The organism is Exiguobacterium sp. E4787 (assembly GCF_018618375.1).
Taxonomy (GTDB): domain Bacteria; phylum Bacillota; class Bacilli; order Exiguobacteriales; family Exiguobacteriaceae; genus Exiguobacterium; species Exiguobacterium chiriqhucha.
In genome coordinates, this window is the sequence record NZ_JACSLY010000009.1 from 120,333 (window position 1) to 142,702 (window position 22,370).

A 22,370-nucleotide genomic window follows, 5' to 3' on the forward strand; every position below is an offset into this window, starting at 1 on the left:
GAAATTGTTGAAACAAACGCCTGATTTCACAATTTGTTGATAAGGAAAACTTATTGAAATAGTATGGACGAATTGTGAATTTGAAAGGGTCTTTCCATATGGAAAGGTGTAGTATGGAGAGGAGAGAAAGAGGCAAGATTTGGCTCTTTTTGCAGGACGAATCAGAAGGATGAACTGCTTCGTGCTTAATGTTAAAATGAAAGCGTTCACACATCGGGCGCACAGGAACGGATAGGGGGATTTATTCAATGGGAGAGTCGTCAAACGGTCGCGAAGAAGTACAAGCATTTTATGGTCCAAACTTAGGCTATATCGTTGAATTGTACGAGCAGTATGTGGAAGACCCAGAATCAGTCGATGCGGAGACGCGTCAATACTTTGACGAGCACGGGGCCCCGGAAGCGAGCGCACCTGTCGCGCCGGCTGCATCGTTTGATTTAGAGAAAGTCGTGGCAGCGACACGGTTGGTCAATGATATCCGGGCACTCGGCCATAAAGCGGCCGACATCTATCCGCTCAAAGACCACCCACGCGAGCACGGCTTATTTGCGTTTGACCGCTACGGGTTGAGTGAAGCGGACCTCGAGCAAGTACCGGCTCACTTGTTGTCGGAAGACGTGCCGAAGCCGGGTGCGAACGCGCTCGAGCTCGTTCGTCACTTGCTTGACGTCTATACAGGCCCGGTCGCCATCGAGCTCCGTCACTTGGATGACATGGAAGAGAAGCGTTGGATTCGCCGCCGCATCGAGCAGGGCGCATTGAAAGCGAAATACTCGAAGAACGAGAAAATCGAGTTGTTCCAACGTCTAGCGGAAACAGAGTTGTTCGAGTCGTTCCTCCATAAGACATACGTCGGACAAAAACGCTTCTCAATCGAAGGGCTCGACGCGATGGTGCCGCTCCTTGACGCCATGGTCGGTGGCCTCATCTCGAGCGGGTCAGAACATATCAACATCGGGATGGCCCACCGTGGACGCTTGAACGTGCTCGCGCACGTGCTCGGCAAACCGTATGAGATGATTTTCGCTGAGTTCCAGCACGCCCCGAATAAAGAATTGATTCCGTCGGAAGGATCGATTGGCATCAACTTCGGTTGGTCCGGCGACGTGAAATATCACCTCGGTCTCGACCGCAGAGTGTTAGAAGAGAAGAAAGAAGTCCGCTTGAACCTCGCAAACAACCCGAGTCACCTCGAGTTCGTCGGTTCGGTCGTCGAAGGGTATACGCGCGCCGCGCAAGACGACCGCTCTGAGAAAGGGATGGCCGTCCAACATGACGACAAAGCGGCATCAATCTTGATTCACGGGGATGCTGCGTTCCCAGGTCAAGGCATCGTCGCCGAGACGCTCAACATGACGAACTTGAATGGTTATCGTACAGCTGGGACGGTCCACGTCATCGCCAACAACACGATCGGCTTCACGACCGACCCGAGCGACTCGCGCTCGACACGTTATGCGAGTGATATCGCCAAAGGCTATGAGATTCCGGTGTTCCACGTCAATGCGGACGATCCGGAAGCGTGTGTCGCTGTCGCTAAACTGTGCAGCGAGTATCGCGCCAAATTCCATAAAGACATTCTCGTCGATTTGGTTGGCTACCGCCGCTACGGTCATAACGAGATGGATGAGCCGATGAACACGAACCCAGTGCTCTATAAGGCCATCAAAGAACACAAATCGGTCCGTCATGTCTATGCCGACATGCTCGAAGCGGAAGGCGTCATGTCGAAAGAAGACAAAGCGACGATCGAGCAATCGATTGAAGACCGTCTCAAATCGGCCCGTGACCTCGTCCCGGCCGAAGAAGAAGATGCCGACATCATCTTGCCGGAAGCGGTCCACAAAGGCTTCCCGTTCGTTGAGACAGGTGTCGAACGTGACGTGCTCCAGCAATTGAATGACGAATTGCTCGTCTGGCCGGAAGGCTTCGGCGTGTTCCATAAGCTGCAAAAAGTGCTCGACCGTCGCCGTGACGCGTTCGCGGACAACGGGAAAGTCGACTGGGGCCATGCCGAGACGCTCGCTTACGCCTCAATCATCTCGGACGGCACACCAATCCGTTTGAGCGGACAAGATTCGGAGCGCGGTACGTTCGCGCAACGTAACATCATGTTGAACGATGTCGAGACAGGTAAGAAGTTCTCGCCGCTCCATCACTTGTCGACGGCGAACGCCTCGTTCTCGGTCCACAACAGCCCGCTCTCAGAAGGCTCGGTGCTCGGTTTCGAATACGGCTATAACGTCTTCGCCCAAGACACGCTCGTGCTTTGGGAAGCCCAGTACGGCGACTTCGCCAACTCGGCCCAGGTCATGTTCGACCAGTTCATCTCGGCCGGCCGCGCCAAATGGGGACAGAAGTCAGGTCTCGTCATGCTGTTGCCGCACGGTTATGAAGGCCAAGGGCCAGAGCACTCGAGCGCCCGCATGGAGCGTTACTTGACGCTCGCTGGAGAAAAAAACTGGACGGTCGCGAATTTGTCGACGGCCGCGCAGTACTTCCACATCTTGCGTCGTCAGGCGAAGATGCTCGGCACGGAACAAATCCGTCCGATGATCATCATGACACCGAAGAGCCTGCTCCGTCATCCGCTTGCAGCCTCACCGGTCGATGAACTGTCAGACAATAACTTCCGTCCGATCATCGAACAAGTCGGTCTCGGTGAGAATCCGGAGCAAGTCGAACGTCTCGTCTTCTGTTCAGGGAAGATGGCAATCGATTTGCAAGAAGCGACGATGAAGTCAGAGGAGTCACTCGACTTCCTGCACATCATCCGCGTCGAAGAAATCTATCCGTTCCCGGTCCGTGAGATCCGTGAATTGATCAGCCGCTATCCGAACGCGAAAGAGATCGTCTGGGTCCAAGAAGAGCCGAAGAACATGGGGGCATGGACGTACATCGAGCCTCGTCTCGAAGCTGTCACATCGAACCGTCTGAACGTCCGCTACGTCGGCCGTCGCCGCCGTTCGAGCCCGGCTGAAGGGAATCCGACAGCCCATAAACAAGAGCAAGCACGAATCATCCGTGACGCCATTTCACGTGACGCCGTCTCGGCTGCTGCCGGCACGAGCACATACCAAAAAGATCGTAAATAAGTTAAGGGGGAACTCATTGTGATCGAAATCAAAGTACCTGAATTAGCAGAGTCCATTACGGAAGGAACGGTCGCGTCTTGGCTCAAACAGCCAGGCGACCACGTCGAAAAAGGGGAAGCCATCGTCGAACTCGAGACGGACAAAGTCAACATCGAGGTGCCGGCCGATGAGTCGGGCACGCTCGACGAGCAATTGGCGGCCGAAGGGGACACGGTCCAAGTTGGACAAGTGATCGCTCGCCTCAGCTCAGGATCGGGTGGCGGCACGGCCGTCGCGACGAAGACAAAGACAGAAGCACCTGCTGAGACGGCTCCAGCACCAGCCGAGACGAAAGTCGAAGCGGTCGGAGAAGCGAAGAAAGTCGAGCGCCGTGAAGAGCACGTCGCGAGCCCAGGCAAAGGACCAATCGCGACACCGGCGGCCCGTAAATTGGCCCGTGAGAAAGGCATCGATTTGTCAGCCGTCCAAACGAACGACCCGATTGGTCGCATCAACGTCCATGACGTGACGAGCCACGAGTCGAAACCGGCACCGACGCCAGCGCCACAAGCACCGAAAGCTCCAGCAGCGGCACCGCAACCGGCGGCGAGCGGCAAAGACGAAGAGCGCATCAAAATGACGCGCCGTCGTCAAACGATTGCCAACCGTCTCGTCGAAGTTCAACAGACGGCAGCGATGCTGACGACGTTCAACGAAATCGATATGTCGGCTGTCATGGCGCTCCGCAAACGTCGCCAAGAGAAGTTCATCAAAGACAATGACGTCAAACTCGGTTTCATGTCGTTCTTCACGAAGGCGGCCGTTGCGGCACTCAAACGGATGCCGTACTTGAACGCTGAGATTCAAGGCAACGAGATCGTCTTGAAAAAATACTATGACATCGGTATCGCCGTGTCGGCTCCGGACGGCCTCGTCGTCCCGGTCGTCCGCGAAGCGGATCGCAAGAACTTCGGTGAAATCGAGAAAGACATCTTGCACCTCGCCGATAAAGCACGCAATAACAAGCTCGGGTTGAGCGACCTCACAGGTGGAACGTTCACGATCACGAACGGTGGCGTCTTCGGCTCACTCTTGTCGACACCGATCTTGAACGGCCCACAAGTCGCGATTCTCGGGATGCACTCGATTCAACTCCGCCCAATCGCTATCGACGCGGAAACGATGGAGAACCGCCCGATGATGTACGTGGCGCTCTCGTATGACCACCGCATCGTCGATGGTCGTGAGGCCGTGACATTCCTCAAGCACATTAAAGACATGATTGAAGATCCAGAACAATTGTTGTTCGAAGCGTAATACAAGAAGGTCCATGCCGAGCGGCATGGACCTTTGCTTATGCGATGAGCGTCTCATCGAGCGTGATTTGTTGCTTTCCGTTCGCCTTTGAGCGATAGAGCGCCTGGTCCGCCCGTTCGATGGCGGCGTGTGGCACCGTCTCCGTCTGCCAGAGCGAGGCGCCGATACTTGCCCCGACGCTTGTCGTCCCGCCTTCAATGGTAATCGGTTCGGACAGGGAAGTGATGAGGTCTTGTCCGATTTGAGTGATCAATCGTTCACTCTTTCCATTCCGTTCGAACAAGAGGAAGAACTCGTCACCGCTCAACCGGATCGGATAGGCACCATCGAGCGTCACGCGTTTCAACCGTTCGGCAATCTCAATCAAGACATCGTCGCCCGTGGCGTGTCCATACGTGTCGTTGACGGCTTTAAAACCGTCGAGGTCGATATAGAAACAGACGTACTCGTTCTTCGTCGCTTGGGCTTCGTTCAAATAGTGTCGAAGCGCCGTCCGATTCGCGAGTCCGGTCAAGACGTCACGGTTGGCGAGTGACTCGTAATGGACACGTTCTGTCTCAGATTCGGTGAGAGACGAGACAAGTGACTCGAGGGCGAATGCGAGCGACTCAATCTCATGAATCCCAGACTGGTGCGGGAACGTCTTGGCCTTCCCTTGCTTCATCAGAGCAGCCGTTTCGGTGATCCGTTGTAACGGTCGCGTCACAATCGAGGCGAGGAACCATCCGAGCGTAGACGTCACGAGCGAGGCGATGAGACCGATCCATAATATTTTGTTCTCTAGTTCGATGACCGGGGCGAACGCGACTTCGGTCGGTTGGCGAACGACGACACTCCAACCGAGTCCGGCGTAATCCTCATAACCTTCACCGATGGCGACACCAGTCAAATAAGAAGTTCCGTCCTGCAACGTGTCGACGTGCCAGCCTTCTTTCAATGACGTCGGGAGCGGTTTGCCGACGAGGTGGTCGGGACCGAGCAACACCGTGTTGTCACGTCCGCTGACGACGAACAAGTCGGTATACTCGGACTGATGGTGGAGCGTCCGGTTGAAGTGGCGGAGCACTTCATTGCCCCATTCCCAACTGAGGTGGGTCGCGAGCACGCCTTGGAAGATCCCCTCACGGACGAGCGGGACGCTGATGTCGACGAACTGGAGGACTTCGCCACTCGGGTTCGGCAACAGCTCGGCGAGCAAAACGGCTTCATGCACATCGCCGATGAACGGCTCAGTCTGTGCCTCGAGGAAAACAGGGCGCTCTTTGATGCTGGCGCCTTCTAAGATTCCGTTCGTCGAAGCGACGACGTTCCCCGACGCGTCGGTCACGCCCATCCACGAGAAAGCGGGGATGTTCGTCTGGACCTGGTCGAGCAGGGCCCGGCTCGAGGCAGGGTCGTTCAAGGCGTCAAGCCCTTGAAGTAATTGCACTTCTTGATAGCGTGACCACATGTAAAAGTCGAGCTTGTCGACGAGCTGATGCGACGTCATCGACAACCGTTCCCCAATCTCCGCTTCGAGCGAGGCGGCGGAACGTTGACTCGTCATATACGTCAGCGTGATGGTGAGTAAAAAAACGAGTGTGGCGATGCTGAGCGCCAAAATGAGACCGAGACGCATCGAAAATGATTTCATGAACAAATTCCTCCTACAATCACAACATCCACTTTGTTCATCGTCATTTTTTTCATGACATGAAGCAAAGTTGAGAAAAAACAAGGTCGATTTCGTGGAAACAGATAGCGCTTTCGTTATAATGAAAGACGAATCGATACAAATAGAGGTGAAACGATTGAAACAGAACAAACTATTGGTCATCGCGACACTGCTCGCGGTCGCCCTCGTGGCCGTCGTGGTCGTCTTGATGAATCAACCGACCGAACAAGCCGAGACGGCGGCACCGGCGACGACAGAACACGTGTCGACGGAAGGTCAGCCGACGCTCGGTGATGCGGACGCACCCGTCTCGGTCGTGGAATTCGGGGATTACAAATGCCCGTCTTGTAAACAGTGGGGCGAAACGGTCTATCCGAAGTTGAAAGAAGACTATATCGATACTGGGAAAATCAGTTTCAGCTACATCAACGTCCTGTTCCACGGACAAGAGTCGATTTTGGCATCGCTCGCGTCTGAGTCGGTGTATAAACAAGACCCGGACGCGTTCTGGGAGTTCCATAAGGCGCTTTACGACGCGCAACCGGCGAGTCAACAGCACGACGAGGCATGGGTCACGGTCGAGCGGTTGACAGAGATTGCGAGCGAGACGACATCGGTCGATGTGGCGAAGCTCGAGGACGATTTGAGTGAGAACTCGACGGTGCTCGAACAGGTGAGTCTCGATGACGGGCTCGTCAAAGAGCACGGTGTCCAGTTCACACCGTCAATCATGATTAACGGCGTCATGCTCGAGGACCCGTTCGATTACGAGACGATTGAGCGATTGATTGAGCAAGGCACGCCATGAAGCATTCATTCTTGACCCGTTATGGTCTGTATCTCGCTTGGCTCGTCGCCCTCACGGCGACGCTCGGCAGTCTTTATTTCAGCGAGATTCGCGAGTTCGTGCCATGTGAGCTCTGCTGGATTCAACGCATCTTCATGTATCCGCTCGTCATCTTGCTCGGGGTCGCCGTGTTCACGGACGACCGGGCGGTGAAGAAGTATGTATTGCCGCTCTCCATCCTCGGAGGTCTGGTTTCACTGTACCATTATTTGGTTCAAAAAGTACCCGGTTTCGCCGATATCAAGCCGTGCGTGCAAGGCGTACCGTGCAACGTGCAATACATCAACTGGTTCGGGTTCGTGACGATTCCGTTCCTTGCCTTGACGGCATTTACTTTGATCACGCTCCTCGTCTGGCGCGTGAGACGCAATTGACAATGAAGGAGATGGAACGTGTGAAGAAATGGATGCTCATCGGATTGATCAGCTTGATGGCGGTGCTCGCCGCGTGCGGCCAGGAGATTGAAGACCCGCTCAATTGGGAGATCGAGTCGTTCGACTATATGAATCAGAATGAAGAGATGGTTAGTCTGGACGATTTGAAGGGCAAAGTCTGGATGGCCGACTTCGTCTTCACGAGCTGTGAGACGGTCTGTCCACCGATGACGTACAACATGACGAAACTCAATGAAGCGCTCGTCGAGGAAGGCGTCGAAGACGTCCAGTTCGTGTCGTTCAGCGTCGACCCGACCGTCGATACGCCGGACAAGATTCAAGCGTTCATGGCTGACTACGACTTGGCGAAAGCCGATTGGCAATTCTTGACGGGCTATTCGCAAGAAGAGATTGAGTCGTTCGCGCAACAAAACTTCAAAGCGCTCGTCCGCAAACCGTCAGAAGGCACCCAAGTGGATCACGCGACGTGGTTCTATCTCGTCGACCAGGACGGGAAAATCATCAAGGCGTATCAAGGATTCCAAGACGTGCCAATCGAGGACATCGTCAGCGACATCAAGATTTTACAGAACTCATAAGACGGCCCGTGCCGTCTTTTTTGTATTCGAAAACAGGGGAATCGGCGTTGGTGCCGTATAATGAATAAGGTAGAGGAGTGGATGGAATTGAAGAAGACACTATTATTTTCATTGATGGGCCTGGCTGCCGTGACAGGTACCGTGCTCACGCAATATAAACCGCTCGGGAAGAAGCCGAAGGCGCTCCGGTCGCCGAACCTGGTGAACGGAAAGTTCCAGAATCAGCTCGAGACGCCGATGCGGTTCTCATCGGACGACATGATCTCGATGTCGAAGGAATATTTGAATCCGGACTCGCTCCGGAAACCGAGCGAGCGCTTACCGGTCGTCCCGATCGACTTCAGCGAGAAACTCGGTTCAAGCTTCACACGCATCTATTGGCTCGGACACTCGGCGATGCTCGTCCAAATGGACGGTAAGACGATGCTCGTCGACCCGATGTTCGGCCGGAGCCCATCGCCGCTCCCGTTCGCGAAAAACGAGCGGTTCAGCGAAGACTTGCCGTTCGAGCTCGACGACTTGCCGGACATCGATGTCGTCTTGCTCACGCACGACCATTACGATCATTTGGACTATGCGACGATTCAAGCGATTCAAGACAAGGTCGCCTTCTTCATCGTCCCGCTCGGCGTCGGCAGCCACTTAAAACGGTGGGGCGTCGGGGCGGAACGCATCGTCGAGCGCGATTGGGGCGAGACGTTTGACTTCGGCTCATGGACGTTCGTTTGTACGCCGGCTCGGCACTTCTCCGGTCGCTCGCTCACCGACCGCAACGCGACGCTCTGGGCGTCATGGGTCGTCCTTGGCGAGACGGACCGCCTGTTCTTCAGCGGGGACGGCGGGTATGGGCCACACTTCAAAGAAATCGGCGATGCGTACGGACCGTTCGATTTCGCGGCGCTCGAGTGCGGACAATACGATGAGCGCTGGCCGGACGTGCACATGCAACCGAGTGAGACGGCACAGGCGTTCCGTGACGTGCGGGCCGACAAGATGATGCCGATCCATTGGGGCGCGTTCACGTTATCGTTTCATGCCTGGTTCGACCCAGCTGAGCAGATGGTGAGGCTCTTACCACGAGAGGACGTGCTCACGCCGCGTATCGGTGAGCGGATCACGCTCGACGGACGGAACGACACGACCAACTGGTGGCGTGACATCGAAGACATGAACAAGCGATGACCGAATCGGTCACCGCTTGTTTTTATGAAGAGAGGCGTTCGGCCTCGTCCGTTTCGATATGAAGTTTGTGTTTGAGCGTATAGACGAGGAACGCTGCCGTCATGAGGATCGAGCTGATCCCGAACAAGACGACCATGAGCTGTAAGCCGATCAAGTCGAGGAAGAAGCCAGTGACGAGCAACACGACTTGGAAGACGATCCGGTCGAGCATGTTCCGGAACGAGAAGAAGCGGCCGTGATAGTCTTTCGGCATCCGTGTCTGGAAAATCGTCACGGCCGTCGGGAAGAAGCAACCGACCGAGAAGCCGAACAAGACGAATGCGGCGATCGAGACGGCCGGGATGTCGGCGAAGTAAAGCATGAGCTGAGCGATCCCAATCAAAAACGAGAACGTGAACAAGATGGAGAACACGGAGAACTTCTCACCGATCCGTTTGATGAGGAACGCACCGACCATGAAGGCAATCCCTTCGGCCGTGTAAATCCATCCTTTGATCGCCGTCGAATCTTGCAGCTCGCTAATGTTGATGACGAGCAAGTTGAACCCGCCGATGAAGAGGAGCGGGATGAGCGTCATGACGAGTGTCATAAAGATGACCGGAATCGATTTGATGATTGGAAAGACGTCCTTGAACCCGCCGGACGATTTCGCGTCCACTTTCTTCGCAGATGGGACGGTCGTCTCGTCGATCTTCAAGAACCACGTCGCGACGGCGAGAAGCAGATAAGCGACAAGCGAGAGCGCGTAGACGTCCCGAAGTGAGATGAGCGTGAGCAAGATGCCGGCAATGGCCGTCCCGATGACACGCGACAGCGTTGACACGTTCATATGCACCCCGTTCAAGGCGAGCAGCTCCCGTTCCTTGACGATGAGCGGGATGGCGGCCTGGAGTGCCGGGAAGTAGAACGCGGCCGACCCTTGCAGGAAGACGAGGAAGACGACCATCCACAGCACGCTTCCCGTCTCGATGGCGACGAACATGAATAGAACGCTCAGCGCCCGGACAATACTTGAGATGAGCATGATTTTCTTTTTCGAGCCTTGGTCGGTGAGACGGCCGGCGAGCGGCCCGATGGCGACCCCGGCGAGCAATCCGCCAGCGAGGATGAGCGCCTTGACGAAGTCAGACGGCACTTTCTCCTGCATGAATTCCAAGTTGCCGATGATGCCGAGCCAAAGCCCGAGACCGGCGACGAACTCCCCGGTCAAGATGATCCAGACGTTGCGATTTTTCCACATATGGTTAAATCCTCGATTCTTATTAGGTAATAATAATTATCCTTCAGAACGATTTAGAAAGCTACAAAAAAGAAGCCGGGATTTGAGCTGACTACATCAATATTTCAATTCGTAATACAATGTGTATAAAGGAGGTTAATCGTATGGGAATGATATCTGTACGACTCAATGAGGAGGATGAGCGCCTCATAAGAGGGTATGCGAGGTCTAACAACCTGTCCCTCTCGACTCTCGTTCGCGATGCTGTCTTGAAACGAATCGAGGATGAACACGACTTAAAACTTTATAGTGAAGCGATGAGCGTGCACCAGAAGCATTCCGAGGCAATTTCATTTGATAATATGGTAAAGGATTTGAACAAGTAAATTGAATCAAAAAAGCATTCGTCCAAGTATGGGCGAATGCTTTGCTTTTATTCGTGTAACATCAAATATCGCAGTTATCGTCCGTGCACGTCGCACCGCCCGAGAGCACTTGAAGCGTCGGTGCCGATTCGGCCCACGTCTTCTCGAGCACTTGCGTGAACGCCTCGGTCGGCTGGGCGCCAGAGACGCCGTATTTATTGTCGAAGACGAAGAACGGGACGCCGGTGATGCCGAGGTCGCTCGCACGCTTCTCTTCAGCGCGAACGTCTTCCGTGTATACGTCTGAAGCGAGCACGTCTTTCACGGCGTCGGCATCGAGTCCGACACTTGTTGCGATCTCGACGAGGACGTCGTGGTCGCCGATATGTTTCGCGTCGACGAAATACGCCTTAAGGAGCGCTTCTGACAATTCTTTCTCTTTTCCGACCGTCTTCGCATAGTGCGTCAACCGGTGCGAGTCGAGTGTGCCCGTGACGACCATGTTGTCGAAATCGTACTCAAGTCCGACGGTGCGAGCCTGGGCGGCGACTTGGGCCGTCGTGCCTTTCGCCTGCTCGAGCGGCATGCTGTATTTCTTCGCGAGTGCTTCGTAAATCGAACGCGAGTCGGTCGTCGGGGCGTTCGGGTCGAGCTCGAAGCTCTTGAACTCCACTTCGACGTTGTCCGCGTGCGGGAACTGTTCGAGCGCTTCTTCTAGACGGCGCTTGCCGATATAACAGAACGGACAGACATAGTCTGACCAAACTTCAATTTTCATATTTAATCCCTCCTACAGTCAGTGTAGGATGTCTTGAAATCGAAGTAAATGAATGTGCTCACGAAAAAAGCCCTCGCAAGGAGGACTTAGAAGACGTACCAGAACACGCAGACGAAATGGGCGAAACTGCCGAACAAGATGAACAAATGGAACACCTCGTGGAAGCCCCAACCGCGCCAGTTGACGAACTTCGGCTTGAAGCCGTAGATGAGCCCGCCAATCGTGTACATGACGCCACCGAGGATGAGCCAGAAGATGCCGGCGTTGCCGATGACGTCATGAAGCGGTCCGATGAAAAACACCGATAACCAGCCCATGCCGATATAGAGCGCTGTCGACAAGAAGCGTGGTGCGTGGAACCAGACAAGCTTGAAGATGATCCCGAACAAGGCGAGCGCGTGGACGGTGCCGAACAACACCCAACGCGTCGGCCCTTCGAGCGCAAGCAATGTGAGTGGGGCGTACGTACCGGCAATCAAGGCGTAAATCATTGCATGATCGATTCTCCGGAAGAAGGCGATGACGTTCGGCGAGGCGATGATGCTGTGGTAGAGGCCGGACGACAAATAGAGAAAGACGAGGCTAATGCCAAACAAAATCGCAGCCATGATGGCGAGCGGCTCGCCGAGCAGTGACGCTTTCACCGTCATCGCAATCAACGCGACGAACGCGAGCACGGCACCGGCCAAGTGGGTCAGTGCGTTAATCGGTTCCCGAAAAATCGAATTCATGTAAAACACTCCTTATCACGTCATGTAGTATCCATAACTACATGATAAGCTGTATACGTCAGAACGACAAGGTTTTTGTTTCGACAAATCCGGTTTGTCCGTATACTAAAGGGGAGGTGATCCAATGAAACCGCATGAAATTGTAAAGACGGAAGGGACGCTCCCGAAGCAGGTGCTCCCGACGATCGACTTATATATGGACCAAGTCATCCAGCTGTTCGAGCAACATTACGGCAAGATGAAACGGAGTGACGATGAGACAATTTTGACGAAGACAATGATCAACAACTACGCCAAAGGTAAGCTGTTCCATCCCGTCAAAAACAAGAAGTACACGAACGAGCACTTGATGTTGCTCAGCCTGATTTACGAGATGAAAGGATTGCTCTCAATCAATGACATCAAAGAGACGCTCCGGCCGCTGAACGAGTCGGACGAGGGCTTCTCGCTCGAGGACTTCTATGACGCGTACCAGGTGCAGAAAGAACAGAACATGCAGGCGTTCGAGGCACAAGCCGAGACGCTCCTCGCCAACGTGCGCACGAACGAGACGAACGGCATCCAACAGTCGCTCGCCATCGCCTCGGCCGTCCATATGAGCCACTTGTTCCAACGGCTCGCCGAACAATTGATTGATGAAAGCAATTAAAAATGGCCTACGATTCGTCTGAATCGTGGGCCATTTTTCATTAGTTGTTGATGTACTTCTCGAACACGTCACCGAAATCTTTGCGGTTCCACTCGTGATAGTGACCTTTAAGCCAGTCGAAGCTCTGTTCATTCAATTCCTTGAACGTCGAGGCGACATTCATATCGCCTTGACGAAGCCCGCTCAAAATCGACACCGAATGCGTGAGCGAGGCGTTGGCGTATTCCATCATCTTACGGCCTTCGCGTTGTTTCTCGGCGATGGCGAGGAGCGATTTGTACAAGTCTTTCACATGCTCGATTTGTTTCTTGTTCACGTCAATCGAATACGGCTTGTCGCCGATGGTGAATTTGATCTCGACGTCCATGTCGACCGTGCCGGCCGTCTCGAACATGACGTTATTCAATGGGAAGTGGGCGTATGGATAGCGATACAAGACGCGTTTCGAACTCATCGCGCTCGTTCCGTCGAGGTGAATCATCGCCAAGTTCGTGAAGCAGTACTCGTCCGATTTCGACTTGATTAAGAAGTAAATCTTCTCGTTATCCTCATGGAGGACGTAATCGTCCGAATCCGCCTTATCGAAATCTTTCGGGTCGATGACTTCGCCGATATCGCTGAAGCCCGTCAAATCAGAAGCTAGTTTTTTGAACATGTCAAATCTCTCCTCAGTAGTGGATTTTGTGCATCTCGTTCGGGTCAGACCCGGTCCGCTCGTTTCGGTTGAGTCCGTCGATCGCGTGCATCTCTTCTTTCGTCAACGTGAAGTCGAACACCTCTATATTCTCACGAATTCGACTCGGCGTGACCGATTTCGGGATGACGGCCACACCGTTCTGTAAGTGCCAACGCAGGATGACTTGAGCCGGTGATTTCCCGTGCTTGGACGCGATCTCGGCGATGACCGGATCCTCAAGCGCCTCGCGCCCTTTCATGAGCGGGCTCCACGCCTGGATTTGAATATCGTACCGCTGGCAGAACGCGATTAATTCTTTTTGGGACAAGTATGGGTGGATCTCGACTTGGTTCACCGCCGGGACGATCGAGCACGACTGGATGATCTGTTCAAGGTGGCTGACCTCGAAGTTCGAGACCCCGATGGCCCGGACCTTGCCTTCTTCATACAACTGTTCGAGCGCCTTATACGTCTCGACGAATTTACCGAAGCGCGGCATCGGCCAGTGAATCAAGAACAAGTCGACGTACTCGAGATCGAGCCGGTCGAGGCTGTCTTGGAACGCTTGGAGCGCCTCGTCATAGCCGTGGAACTCGTTCCACAGTTTTGTCGTCACGAAGATGTCTTCCCTCGGGACGCCGGATTCGCGAATCGCTTGGCCGACGCTCTCCTCATTCTGATAGATAGCGGCCGTGTCGATCAATCGATAGCCCGCGTCAAGCGCTGCTTTGACCGTTTCGACCGTGACCGCCCCGTCTTCCACTTTGTACACGCCGAGCCCGAGCATCGGCAGTTTCACATCATTGTTGAGTGTTGTCCATTCCATATTGATTCCCTCCCTCTCAACTCTTACGTTACCGAAAATCGCACGGAAGTGAAAGCGAAAGCTACAGCCGAATGCTTTCACCGTGGGACTTGATCACGATTTGGTCACGTTCGAGCTTGGCAGCGGCGACGAGTCGCTCATACGGCTCCTCGACCGGTTCGTACGATAAGACGAACGTGTCCCAATGCATCGGGAAGAAACGTTTCGCGCCGCTCTGTTTGAACATCGTCCATGCCTGTTCTGGCGTGCAGTGGGCTTCCTCGAACGACTCCGGTTGATAGGCCCCGATTGGGAAGAAAGCGAGGTCGATCGGTTCTTTGTTCGCGAGCCCGTTGAACGACTCGGTGAACGCCGTATCCCCGGCGAACAACATGCGGACGCCTTTATATTTCAAGACGTAGCCGTTATAGCCCATATGTTTGTCCCACGGGAAACGATTGCCCCAGTGGGCGACGGGAATGGCTTGGACGTGAAGCCCGTTCGCGAGCGTCAGCTTGTCGTGCGGATGCATCTCGAGCGTCTGCAGGCTCGGGTATTTACGTAACAGCTTGCTCGTGCCCGGGGCCGAGATGACGACCGTGTCGCGGGTGATCAGTCGTTTCAGACTCTTATGATCGAAGTGGTCCATATGGGCGTGGCTGAGCAGGATGACGTCGACGTGCCCAATTTCCTCAATCGAGAGGGCAGGGGCGGTATGACGTTTCATCCCGAACGTGACCGGCCCGACGTGGACGCCGATTCGCTTCGAGAAAACCGGATCCGTCAAAATTTTTAATCCGTACCAATAGATGAGCACGGTCGAATGGCCGACCCAGGTGGCACTGACCATCGTCTCATCGAACGAGGCGAGGTCTGGTTTGACCGTCGGGACTTTGAAGGCCGGTCGAGGCAGTCTTCGTTTCAATCGGGTATATAAGAACGTACCGACACTCGCCAAGACGGCGCTCGGGACGAGCAGGTTTCGTAATCGCATAACAGTCACCTCATCATCTAAGATGGTTTAATCATACCGCTCGACCGACGCCCCCGCATCCGCCGGAAGGTGTAGAAAAAATGGGAGATTGTGGTCCGGCTCTTGCGAATCCGCTTTCAATTTGGTACGGTGACAGTAACTTAGGAAAGGAAGGTACCGCGTGCCATGAAAAAGTCACACTCACTCAACTGATGAAACGAATCATCACTGTTCGCACGAACAGTCACGGGTGAAGTGTGTCCAATTTCAGGCTACGGGGGTGACCCTTCTTTCCGCTTGACCGGATCTCTTCACACCACCGCACGTTGCGGATGGTGTTTTTTGTTTCATCGCGTATCAGACAAACTAGCGAGGTGAAACAATATGTTAAGTATGAAGCAAGTCCGGTTCGACCACGACCGGCAACCCTTATTCGACAATGTCTCGTTCGACGTCGCTGCAGGCGAACGGGCCGTCTTGTTCGGCCAGAACGGGTCCGGCAAGACGACGCTATTCAAGCTGCTCATAGGTGAACTGGCCCCACAGTCAGGTTCGATTGACGTCTTGGGCACGATCGGTGTCGTCGAACAGACGGTGTTTGATGGAGAAGAGACCGCGCTCGACTACGTCATGCAAGGCGACTTGGCGCGCTACAATCTCTACCTTGCCGTCACATCAGGTGATTCGGCGCGCGTGCTCGAAGCGTATGACGAAGCACTCGCGGTTGACGCCTTCGCGCTCGAGCTTGAGGCGAGACAAGCACTCAAACGACTTGGTCTTGACGGACATGACGCGAGCCGACTCCGCGATTTGAGCGGCGGTGAACAGACACGGGTCCAACTCGCCCGTCTCACGATGCGACACGTCGACATCGTCCTGCTCGACGAGCCGACGAACCATCTCGATTTGGACTCGATCGAGTGGCTGACACGCTGGGTGAACGAGTTTTCGGGGACGGTGCTCGCCATCTCCCACGATCGTCAATTCATCGATGACGTCGCGACCGTCATCCTCGAGCTGCATGAGGGGACCATCGTCCGCTATCCGGGCAACTACACGGCGTATAAACATCAGAAGGCTGAGGAACTGGTACGCGACGAGCGAGCCCATGCCCGCTACATGGCGCGGAAGTCGGAGTTGCTCGATATGATCGCCCAATATAAGGGCTGGCATTTAAAAGCGAAAGCGACGGCGAGCGTGCGAAGTCCAGGCGCTCAAAAAGGCGCGGCGAACCTTGCCATCAAGATGAAGGCCCGGGAACGTAAACTCGAACAGCTCGAAGGGACGCGACCTGAGCGTCCGAAAGATGCGGCCCATATCTCGGTCCGCTTCCAAGCCGACCCACTCGAGGCGAAGACGTGGATTGCGGTCGACGACATCTCGTTCGGTTACGACGAACCCCTCTTTGAACGACTCTCGCTCACGGTGAACCGGGTTGACCGCATCTCCATCGTCGGACCGAACGGGAGCGGGAAGACGACGCTGTTGAAACTATTGATTGGCGAACTCGCACCGGAGGCAGGGGATATCAAGCGTCATCCGAAACTGAAAATCGGTTACTTCTCACAGACGCTCGCCCGATTACCGGCCGAAGGAACGTTGCTCGAGGCGCTCCTGGCCGAAAGTGACATCACCGAGACGGAGGCGCGGACGCTGCTCGCCCATTTCTTGTTCCGCCGCGATGAGGTGTATAAGCCGATCCGAGAGGCGAGCATGGGTGAGAAGTGCCGCATCGCCTTCCTCATCTTGTACTTCTCGGACGCGGACCTGCTCGCCCTCGATGAGCCGACGAACTATTTGGACGTGGCCACACGGGAGCAAATCGAGGCCGCGCTCGAGGTGTATCGAGGCGGATTGATTCTCATCTCGCATGACCGGACGTTCCACCGCTTGACGGACCGGACGATCGAGCTTGGGGAGACGGTACGCGTGCTCGAGTCCGGAGATACAAAGCCGGTCGACGTTGACGCGACGCTCCAGACGCTTGAGACATTGACGAGCGAACCGCATATTTTCTTCGACGAGGCAGGAAACGGCATCCCCCTTGCCGAATCCGAACAGAATAGACGAAACAAATAGGGGTGGAATCATATGAAAGAAGAAGTTCGGGCATCACGGGCCGCATCACGGAAGCGGAAGCGGTTATGGCAAACGGCGACGGTCATCGCATTGATTGCTTCACTCGTCGGCGTCATCGCCTTCGCGGCCCTCATGGATACGAAGAACTCGGCGTTGCCGGAGACAGACGACATCGCGACCGAGTCGGTCAATAATGAATCAGAGGCGACAGAAGGAGACGAGCCGGAAGCGGAGGCCGACGAGTCAGCGGGAACGTACGTCTATATCGCGGCACCTTATACGAAAGTGTTCGCCGACGACCGCGCGACGGTCATTTATGAGGCCGACCTCGGTGACCGGTTCGAACAGCTCGAGGCCGTCAGTGGTTTCGTCAAGCTCCAATTGAACGAGCAGACGACCGGATGGGTGACGGAAGCACAAGTGACGGGAGAAGCGACGAGCATTTCCGATGACGATGTGACCGCGGCATGGAAAACCGTCGTCCCGACTGCTGATGAAGCGACACTCGAAGTGCTCGGCCAAGACATCGACAGTGTCCGGGCCACACTCGGTGCCCCGAAAGCGGTCCAGCGTGACCAAGTGAACGAATACCATTTCTATGACGGCTTCTTCTTGATGGTACGTGACCAGCAAGTGCGGGCAATCGACTGGGACCGACAAGCGGTCGCGACGCCTGATGTGACAGCGACGAGCAGTCAAAACGCCGGCAGTTGGTATGAGGGCGAGACTCGCCAGTTGAAGTTGTTCCCATATGACGGTGTCATGCGGGTCCGGCTCGAACAGAAATAACGACAATCGTCGAGAGGACATCCCTTTCGGCGATTGTTTTTATGTATTCATTCAAATGAACGTTTGAATGTTAGGGGTGGAAGGTATAAACTAGTAGAGAGAGGGGGCGACAATATGGGCGCACATCACGAACATCACGGGGACGACCATCATCATCATCATACGACGAACCAACGGGCATTATTCTGGTCGTTCGTCCTGATTGCGACGTTTATGGTCGTCGAGGTCATCGGCGGAATCTGGACGAACAGTTTGGCGCTGTTGTCGGACGCGGGCCATATGCTCAGCGACGCGGCGGCACTCGGGCTCAGTTTCCTCGCTGTCCGGTTCGGGGCACGCCAAGCGACGCCGGAGCGGACGTTCGGCTATCGACGCTTCGAGATTTTGGCGGCGTTCGTCAACGGCTTGACGTTGCTCGTCATTTCCATCTATATCATCATCGAGGCGTATCAACGCTTGTTCGCACCGCCAGAGATTTTAAGCGGCGGCATGCTCACGGTCGCGATCATCGGGCTACTTGTCAACGTGCTCGCGGCGTGGCTGCTCATGCGGGGCGAGCGTGACAACTTGAACGTCCGCAGTGCGTTGTTGCACGTGTTCGGCGATTTGCTCGGCTCGGTCGGGGCCATCACCGCGGCCGTGTTGATTATGGCGTTCGGCTGGACGCTCGCCGATCCGATCGCGAGCCTGTTCGTCGCCGTGCTCATCTTGGTCAGCGGCTACCGGGTGACGCGGGAGGCGATTCACATCTTGATGGAAGGGACACCTGACCAAGTCGACGTCGTGGCGATGCAACGGGAGCTCGGAGGTATTGACGGTGTCAAAGAAGTCCATGACTTGCACGTCTGGTCGATTTCATCGAACGAACTCGCTGTCACGTGTCACGTCTTAATCGAGTCCGACACGGACGACCAGCGCGTCTTGCATGATGTGACGGAACGAATCCGTCAATTCGCCACGTTCGAGCGTTCAACCGTTCAAATCGAACGGGAAGCGCAATGTTGTGAGAAACGAACGATTTGGTAAACGAAGAAGCGGTCCCTGACAGAAGTCGGGGACCGCTTTTGTTATGGCTTCAAGACGACTTTGACGCAGTCGTCCAAATGATCGTTAAAGATTTTGTATGCGTCGGCCGCCTGTTCGAGCGGCAAGCGGTGCGTGATGATGTCGGTCGGATCGAACTTCTTGTCGACGATCATCTGGAACAGCTCGGGCATGTAGTGGATGACCGGTGCTTGTCCCGTCCGGATGCTTACGTTACGGGTGAAGAAGTCGCCGAGCGGGAACTGGTTATAGTTCATCGCATAAATCCCGGTCAATTGAACCGTCCCGAACTTCCGGACCGCTTCTTTGGCGACTTTGATGGCGCTGAGCGTGCCGCCTTGAACCATCAACTTTTGCTCTACTTTCTCGATTGGAGACATTTTGCCGTCGAAGCCGACACAGTCGATGACGACGTCAGCACCGCCGTTCGTGATCTCATAAATGTATTTGCCCGTATCAATCGGGTCTTTCATGAGAACGGTCTCAACGTTGTTCGACAATTTGGCTCGGTTCAAGCGATACAATTCCGGGTCGACGGCGATGACGCGTTTCGCACCACGCACCCAGGCGAGCTTTTGTGTCATTAGTCCGACCGGTCCCGAACCGAGGACGACGACCGTGTCGCCGGCTTTCATCCCGGAACTGTCCAAACTCCACCAAGCGGTCGGGATGACGTCGGAGAGGAAGAGGAGTGCTTCGTCGTCGAGTTCGCACGATTCGGGAATGACGAGCGGCATGAAGTTGCCGTAAGGCACTTTCAAATATTCGGCCTGCCCCCCAGGATGGTTCCCGAACTGCTCGGTGAATCCGAAATAGCCGCCCGCGTCCGTATGCGGGGCGTGGTTCGAATTGTCACACTGACTCTCCATCTCGTTCTCGCAATAGAAACAATGGCCGCACGAGACGTTGAACGGTAAGACGACCCGGTCGCCTTTTTTCACTTTCGTCACGTCAGGTCCGACTTCCTCGACGATGCCCATCGGTTCGTGCCCGATGACGTAGCCATGTCGGGTCGGCATGTTGCCTAAGTAGATGTGCAAATCTGATCCGCAGATGGCCGTCGAGGTGATTTTGACGATAATCTCTTCCCGATTCTCAATCTCTGGGTCTTTCACGTCTTTCACTTCGATGTTCTTCGCTCCTTGATAGGTGACAGCACGCATTTGTCCACTTCCTCCCTTTTTTCAAAAACAAGTAAGTCACAACAAGAGTACTGTACCCCTCCCGCACGCATGCGAATCCGATTTTTGGGGAAAATAGGAAAAGGGACTCACTGAGGAGCCCCGGTCCCAGTGACGTCGATGACGACGATCTCCGGTGGGTTGAATACGCGCGGTACGCTGACGCTATAGTTGAAACCGCGCCCGATGACGTGGGTGAACGACTCGTGTTCGTACAGGCCGCCGGCATACTTCGGGAAGAAGCCCTGGTCCGGCGCGTACAGTCCGTTCAATAAATAGGGGATGCGAACCTGCCCGCCGTGGGCATGGCCTGACAGGACGAGGTCGAACGGCAGGGCGGCGTATGTCTCGACTTGTTCGGCCCGGTGTGACAAGAGCAGGCTGAACGCCGTCTCGGTGTCGACATCGCCGAGCGAGGTCAAGGCCGTCTCTTCCCAGCTCGCCTGAATATTTTCGGTATACGTCCGGAGCGGGTCTTCGAGCCCACCGACGAGGAGATCGACCCCGTTGACGTTGACTGAGGCCGTCTCATTCTCGAGCACCGTCACGCCGTAGGAGCGGAACACGTCTTTGACGTCGTGACGGACAAAGTCGTCAGAGCCGTCAATCTCGTGGTTGCCGGTCACGAAATACATCGGCGCGATGCCCTGCAGCCCTTCAATCAATTCGAAGGAGGCATCGGGTGAGCGGAAGCGGTCGAGGATATCGCCGGGAAGGGCGATCAAATCCGGTTCCTGTTCCCGCACTTTGTCGATTAAGACGCGTTGGTCGTCCCCGTACGAATAGCCGTGCAAATCGGACAATAGGACGACCCGGAACGATTGTCCCGACGCGAGCTTGTCCGACTCGATCGCGTAGTTCCGGACGGTCAGTCCGTTATAGAAAGCGGCGAGGAGGAACGCGACTCCGACGCCGATCGTCACATATTTACGTTTGCCTTTGAACATCGTCCGCCTCCTCTCGATGAATCGTTCGTTTCTTCAGTTTACTCTGTTGATGCTCCGGACGCAAAAAAAGCCCGCTCGGAAGCGGGCCATCGAATTATGCTGCTTTGGCAGTCAACTTGACGTCGACGTTGCCGCGTATCGCTTTCGAGTACGGGCAAACTTGGTGTGCCGCTTCGACAAGACGTTCCGCCGTCGCTTGATCGACACCTTTGATTTCGACTTCGAGTTCGACCGAGATGAAGAAACCTTCATCGTCTTGGTTGAGCGTCACGTGTCCTGTGACGTTCGTGCCGTCTGTTTTAATACGTTCTTTGCCGATGACGAGGTTCAAGGCGCTACCGAAACATGCCGCGTAACCTGCTGCGAAGAGTTGCTCCGGGTTCGTCGCTTCGTCCGCGTGTTTTGAGCCAGGCATTGATACGTTCAAGTCGATGACGCCGTCCGTCGATGTGACGCGACCTTCGCGGCCACCGATTGCAGTTGCAGAAGCTGTGAATAATGGTTTCATGATTCAATTCCTCCATTTCGTTTTTAGGCAATTAAGTTGTGCACAATCTAATTATAGGGCAGTCAAACAGATAAGCAAATGATATGCTTGTCCTAAGACTATAACCGGAGGAAATTTTATGAAAAGTTCATTAACATTAGAGCATCAGATCTGTTTTCAGCTCTATACCGCTTCAAAAGAGCTTACAAGACTATATCGCCCAATTTTGGCGCCGTTAAACCTGACATATAGCCAGTACTTGGTCATGCTCGTCTTGTGGGAAGAGGACAATATTGATTTGAAACAGCTCGGGGAGCGACTCACGCTCGATTCGGGCACGTTGTCACCGCTCGTCAAGCGGCTCATGCAACTCGATTACGTGGAGAAAGTGCGGGCGACCGACGACGAGCGTCGTGTCCTCTTGTCACTCACGCCGTCCGGGAGCGCACTGCGTGAGCAGGCCGAAGAGGTACCGCTCAAAGTGAGTGGTATGCTGAATATAGATCAAGCGACGTATATCGCTTATATGGAGATGCTCATCGATATCAAGGTGCGCTTGCGTGCATTCGGTGAGCGAGAGGAGTAGGTTTTCGAAAGGAG

At 54.8% G+C, this 22,370-nt stretch carries 22 protein-coding genes; 12 read left to right on the forward strand and 10 right to left on the reverse strand.

Annotated features, from left to right (window positions below; all coding sequences use genetic code 11):
• The first annotated feature begins 248 nt into the window (after nucleotides 1–248).
• Both KNP80_RS11410 and odhB read left to right on the forward strand, forming a co-directional pair.
• Nucleotides 249–3,095, forward strand: a complete 2,847-nt coding sequence (locus KNP80_RS11410; protein ID WP_214720491.1) for a 2-oxoglutarate dehydrogenase E1 component — start codon at nucleotides 249–251, stop codon at nucleotides 3,093–3,095.
• Nucleotides 3,096–3,113: 18 nt separating this feature from the next.
• On the forward strand, nucleotides 3,114–4,391 hold the full coding sequence (gene odhB, locus KNP80_RS11415; RefSeq protein ID WP_214832511.1) for a 2-oxoglutarate dehydrogenase complex dihydrolipoyllysine-residue succinyltransferase: 1,278 nt from the start codon (nucleotides 3,114–3,116) through the stop codon (nucleotides 4,389–4,391).
• Between the two features lie 37 nt (nucleotides 4,392–4,428).
• Here the strand turns inward: odhB and KNP80_RS11420 are convergent, their stop codons facing one another.
• Nucleotides 4,429–6,024: a diguanylate cyclase domain-containing protein gene (locus tag KNP80_RS11420; protein ID WP_214834770.1), complete on the reverse strand. Its 1,596-nt coding sequence runs from the start codon at nucleotides 6,022–6,024 to the stop codon at nucleotides 4,429–4,431.
• A gap of 157 nt (nucleotides 6,025–6,181) precedes the next feature.
• On the opposite strand from KNP80_RS11420, the gene KNP80_RS11425 reads away from it, so the two are divergent.
• Genes KNP80_RS11425 through KNP80_RS11440 form a run of 4 tightly spaced genes read left to right on the forward strand, consistent with a single transcriptional unit; the run spans nucleotide 6,182 to nucleotide 9,047 of the window.
• The gene (locus KNP80_RS11425; protein ID WP_021066759.1) at nucleotides 6,182–6,853 is read left to right on the forward strand and encodes a DsbA family protein; all 672 of its coding nucleotides are present in this window, start codon (nucleotides 6,182–6,184) and stop codon (nucleotides 6,851–6,853) included.
• Nucleotides 6,850–7,266, forward strand: a complete 417-nt coding sequence (locus KNP80_RS11430) for a disulfide oxidoreductase (RefSeq protein ID WP_214704245.1) — start codon at nucleotides 6,850–6,852, stop codon at nucleotides 7,264–7,266. The genes KNP80_RS11425 and KNP80_RS11430 overlap by 4 nt, the downstream gene beginning before the upstream one ends.
• A gap of 11 nt (nucleotides 7,267–7,277) precedes the next feature.
• Nucleotides 7,278–7,865, forward strand: a complete 588-nt coding sequence (locus KNP80_RS11435; RefSeq protein WP_214834771.1) for an SCO family protein — start codon at nucleotides 7,278–7,280, stop codon at nucleotides 7,863–7,865.
• Between the two features lie 60 nt (nucleotides 7,866–7,925).
• Nucleotides 7,926–9,047, forward strand: a complete 1,122-nt coding sequence (locus tag KNP80_RS11440; protein WP_251132379.1) for an MBL fold metallo-hydrolase — start codon at nucleotides 7,926–7,928, stop codon at nucleotides 9,045–9,047.
• A 22-nt stretch (nucleotides 9,048–9,069) separates the two neighbouring features.
• Here KNP80_RS11440 and KNP80_RS11445 read toward each other — a convergent pair whose 3' ends face one another.
• Complete coding sequence (locus tag KNP80_RS11445; protein ID WP_214834772.1) at nucleotides 9,070–10,287, reverse strand: MFS transporter; 1,218 nt, start codon at nucleotides 10,285–10,287, stop codon at nucleotides 9,070–9,072.
• 143 nt (nucleotides 10,288–10,430) lie between these two features.
• Here KNP80_RS11445 and relB point away from each other — a divergent pair, with 143 nt between their 5' ends.
• Complete coding sequence (gene relB / locus KNP80_RS11450; RefSeq protein WP_214720001.1) at nucleotides 10,431–10,652, forward strand: type II toxin-antitoxin system RelB family antitoxin; 222 nt, start codon at nucleotides 10,431–10,433, stop codon at nucleotides 10,650–10,652.
• A 61-nt stretch (nucleotides 10,653–10,713) separates the two neighbouring features.
• Here relB and KNP80_RS11455 read toward each other — a convergent pair whose 3' ends face one another.
• On the reverse strand, nucleotides 10,714–11,409 hold the full coding sequence (locus tag KNP80_RS11455; RefSeq protein ID WP_021066765.1) for a DsbA family oxidoreductase: 696 nt from the start codon (nucleotides 11,407–11,409) through the stop codon (nucleotides 10,714–10,716).
• Nucleotides 11,410–11,495: 86 nt separating this feature from the next.
• Nucleotides 11,496–12,140: a PAQR family membrane homeostasis protein TrhA gene (gene trhA, locus KNP80_RS11460; RefSeq protein WP_029595912.1), complete on the reverse strand. Its 645-nt coding sequence runs from the start codon at nucleotides 12,138–12,140 to the stop codon at nucleotides 11,496–11,498.
• Nucleotides 12,141–12,264: 124 nt separating this feature from the next.
• Here trhA and KNP80_RS11465 point away from each other — a divergent pair, with 124 nt between their 5' ends.
• Nucleotides 12,265–12,789, forward strand: coding sequence for a DUF1836 domain-containing protein (locus tag KNP80_RS11465; protein ID WP_214720000.1), 525 nt, complete (start codon nucleotides 12,265–12,267; stop codon nucleotides 12,787–12,789).
• Nucleotides 12,790–12,829: 40 nt separating this feature from the next.
• Here the strand turns inward: KNP80_RS11465 and KNP80_RS11470 are convergent, their stop codons facing one another.
• The 3 genes from KNP80_RS11470 to KNP80_RS11480 form a co-directional block, all read right to left on the reverse strand.
• Nucleotides 12,830–13,444, reverse strand: coding sequence for a PH domain-containing protein (locus tag KNP80_RS11470; protein ID WP_021066768.1), 615 nt, complete (start codon nucleotides 13,442–13,444; stop codon nucleotides 12,830–12,832).
• A 13-nt stretch (nucleotides 13,445–13,457) separates the two neighbouring features.
• Entirely contained in the window at nucleotides 13,458–14,291 is an 834-nt protein-coding gene (locus KNP80_RS11475) for an aldo/keto reductase (RefSeq protein WP_214719999.1), read from the reverse strand.
• A gap of 61 nt (nucleotides 14,292–14,352) precedes the next feature.
• Nucleotides 14,353–15,264, reverse strand: a complete 912-nt coding sequence (locus KNP80_RS11480; protein WP_214719998.1) for an MBL fold metallo-hydrolase — start codon at nucleotides 15,262–15,264, stop codon at nucleotides 14,353–14,355.
• A 363-nt stretch (nucleotides 15,265–15,627) separates the two neighbouring features.
• Here KNP80_RS11480 and abc-f point away from each other — a divergent pair, with 363 nt between their 5' ends.
• The 3 genes from abc-f to KNP80_RS11495 all read left to right on the forward strand — a co-directional run bounded on the left by abc-f (nucleotide 15,628) and on the right by KNP80_RS11495 (nucleotide 19,137).
• Nucleotides 15,628–17,322: a ribosomal protection-like ABC-F family protein gene (gene abc-f, locus KNP80_RS11485; protein ID WP_214719997.1), complete on the forward strand. Its 1,695-nt coding sequence runs from the start codon at nucleotides 15,628–15,630 to the stop codon at nucleotides 17,320–17,322.
• Nucleotides 17,323–17,334: 12 nt separating this feature from the next.
• Nucleotides 17,335–18,111, forward strand: a complete 777-nt coding sequence (locus tag KNP80_RS11490) for a hypothetical protein (RefSeq protein WP_214832499.1) — start codon at nucleotides 17,335–17,337, stop codon at nucleotides 18,109–18,111.
• A gap of 114 nt (nucleotides 18,112–18,225) precedes the next feature.
• Nucleotides 18,226–19,137 (forward strand): cation diffusion facilitator family transporter, encoded by a 912-nt coding sequence (locus KNP80_RS11495; RefSeq protein ID WP_214719995.1) that lies wholly within the window; start codon nucleotides 18,226–18,228, stop codon nucleotides 19,135–19,137.
• Nucleotides 19,138–19,178: 41 nt separating this feature from the next.
• Here the strand turns inward: KNP80_RS11495 and KNP80_RS11500 are convergent, their stop codons facing one another.
• From KNP80_RS11500 to KNP80_RS11510, 3 genes are all read right to left on the reverse strand, one after another.
• Nucleotides 19,179–20,318: a zinc-dependent alcohol dehydrogenase gene (locus KNP80_RS11500; protein ID WP_058763103.1), complete on the reverse strand. Its 1,140-nt coding sequence runs from the start codon at nucleotides 20,316–20,318 to the stop codon at nucleotides 19,179–19,181.
• Between the two features lie 107 nt (nucleotides 20,319–20,425).
• Complete coding sequence (locus KNP80_RS11505) at nucleotides 20,426–21,283, reverse strand: metallophosphoesterase (protein WP_214719994.1); 858 nt, start codon at nucleotides 21,281–21,283, stop codon at nucleotides 20,426–20,428.
• 94 nt (nucleotides 21,284–21,377) lie between these two features.
• Nucleotides 21,378–21,791 (reverse strand): organic hydroperoxide resistance protein, encoded by a 414-nt coding sequence (locus KNP80_RS11510; protein WP_214828681.1) that lies wholly within the window; start codon nucleotides 21,789–21,791, stop codon nucleotides 21,378–21,380.
• 118 nt (nucleotides 21,792–21,909) lie between these two features.
• Between KNP80_RS11510 and KNP80_RS11515 the strand changes: the two genes are divergently transcribed.
• The gene (locus KNP80_RS11515; RefSeq protein WP_214719992.1) at nucleotides 21,910–22,356 is read left to right on the forward strand and encodes a MarR family winged helix-turn-helix transcriptional regulator; all 447 of its coding nucleotides are present in this window, start codon (nucleotides 21,910–21,912) and stop codon (nucleotides 22,354–22,356) included.
• Nucleotides 22,357–22,370: the final 14 nt, after the last annotated feature.

Bases quoted from the DNA above. Each gene is read 5' to 3' on its own strand.
- KNP80_RS11410 (WP_214720491.1), top strand. From the start codon at position 249: ATGGGAGAGTCGTCAAACGGTCGCGAAGAAGTACAAGCATTTTATGGT.
- KNP80_RS11420 (WP_214834770.1), bottom strand. From the start codon at position 6,024: ATGAAATCATTTTCGATGCGTCTCGGTCTCATTTTGGCGCTCAGCATC.
- KNP80_RS11430 (WP_214704245.1), top strand. From the start codon at position 6,850: ATGAAGCATTCATTCTTGACCCGTTATGGTCTGTATCTCGCTTGGCTC.
- KNP80_RS11435 (WP_214834771.1), top strand. From the start codon at position 7,278: ATGGAACGTGTGAAGAAATGGATGCTCATCGGATTGATCAGCTTGATG.
- KNP80_RS11440 (WP_251132379.1), top strand. From the start codon at position 7,926: ATGAATAAGGTAGAGGAGTGGATGGAATTGAAGAAGACACTATTATTT.
- KNP80_RS11445 (WP_214834772.1), bottom strand. From the start codon at position 10,287: ATGTGGAAAAATCGCAACGTCTGGATCATCTTGACCGGGGAGTTCGTC.
- relB (WP_214720001.1), top strand. From the start codon at position 10,431: ATGGGAATGATATCTGTACGACTCAATGAGGAGGATGAGCGCCTCATA.
- KNP80_RS11455 (WP_021066765.1), bottom strand. From the start codon at position 11,409: ATGAAAATTGAAGTTTGGTCAGACTATGTCTGTCCGTTCTGTTATATC.
- trhA (WP_029595912.1), bottom strand. From the start codon at position 12,140: ATGAATTCGATTTTTCGGGAACCGATTAACGCACTGACCCACTTGGCC.
- KNP80_RS11465 (WP_214720000.1), top strand. From the start codon at position 12,265: ATGAAACCGCATGAAATTGTAAAGACGGAAGGGACGCTCCCGAAGCAG.
- KNP80_RS11470 (WP_021066768.1), bottom strand. From the start codon at position 13,444: ATGTTCAAAAAACTAGCTTCTGATTTGACGGGCTTCAGCGATATCGGC.
- KNP80_RS11475 (WP_214719999.1), bottom strand. From the start codon at position 14,291: ATGGAATGGACAACACTCAACAATGATGTGAAACTGCCGATGCTCGGG.
- KNP80_RS11480 (WP_214719998.1), bottom strand. From the start codon at position 15,264: ATGCGATTACGAAACCTGCTCGTCCCGAGCGCCGTCTTGGCGAGTGTC.
- abc-f (WP_214719997.1), top strand. From the start codon at position 15,628: ATGTTAAGTATGAAGCAAGTCCGGTTCGACCACGACCGGCAACCCTTA.
- KNP80_RS11490 (WP_214832499.1), top strand. From the start codon at position 17,335: ATGAAAGAAGAAGTTCGGGCATCACGGGCCGCATCACGGAAGCGGAAG.
- KNP80_RS11495 (WP_214719995.1), top strand. From the start codon at position 18,226: ATGGGCGCACATCACGAACATCACGGGGACGACCATCATCATCATCAT.
- KNP80_RS11500 (WP_058763103.1), bottom strand. From the start codon at position 20,318: ATGCGTGCTGTCACCTATCAAGGAGCGAAGAACATCGAAGTGAAAGAC.
- KNP80_RS11505 (WP_214719994.1), bottom strand. From the start codon at position 21,283: ATGTTCAAAGGCAAACGTAAATATGTGACGATCGGCGTCGGAGTCGCG.
- KNP80_RS11510 (WP_214828681.1), bottom strand. From the start codon at position 21,791: ATGAAACCATTATTCACAGCTTCTGCAACTGCAATCGGTGGCCGCGAA.
- KNP80_RS11515 (WP_214719992.1), top strand. From the start codon at position 21,910: ATGAAAAGTTCATTAACATTAGAGCATCAGATCTGTTTTCAGCTCTAT.